Raw genomic sequence first — 578 nt, forward strand, 5'->3', positions numbered from 1 at the left:
GTATTAGTTCAGACTTGATCTGACACAGGTCTTGAAAAAGAAGAAGTTACCGATTTTGATTAAAGGTGTCGAATCTCAATCAATAAAGGTAACTCCTCATGTTGCATACTAACAATCAAATCATCAAACACAAAGTCGGTCTGCTGAATTTAGCAGAAGAACTCCAGAACGTATCCAAAGCTTGTAAAGTCATGGGGGTATCTAGGGATACTTTCTATCGCTATCAAGAACTTGCCAGTACTGGCAATATGGATGCGCTCATCAACCAAAGTCGCAGAACTCCAAATTTAAAAAACCGAGTGGATGAGCAAACAGAACAAGCTGTTGTCGATTTTGCAATTCAATATCCAGCGTACGGTCAACATCGGACCAGTAATGAGCTACGTCAGATTGGCATCTTCGTATCTGGCAGCGGTGTACGCTCTATCTGGCTTAGACACAATCTTGAGAATTTCAAAAAGCGATTAAAGGCACTTGAAATGAAAGTTGCTCAAGAAGGTATTCAGTTGAATGATCAGCAGATTGCTGCATTGGAACGTAAACATGAAGATGATGTTGCTTGTGGTGAAATTGAAACA

At 40.1% G+C, this 578-nt stretch carries 1 protein-coding gene; it reads left to right on the plus strand.

Annotated elements, in window-relative coordinates; all coding sequences use genetic code 11:
• Positions 1–98 precede the first annotated feature (98 nt).
• The coding region (locus HMPREF0023_RS15960) for a helix-turn-helix domain-containing protein (protein WP_008942593.1) at positions 99–578 on the plus strand (480 nt) is incomplete at its 3' end.

Source organism: Acinetobacter sp. ATCC 27244, assembly GCF_000156555.1.
Classification (GTDB): Bacteria; Pseudomonadota; Gammaproteobacteria; order Pseudomonadales; family Moraxellaceae; genus Acinetobacter; species Acinetobacter haemolyticus.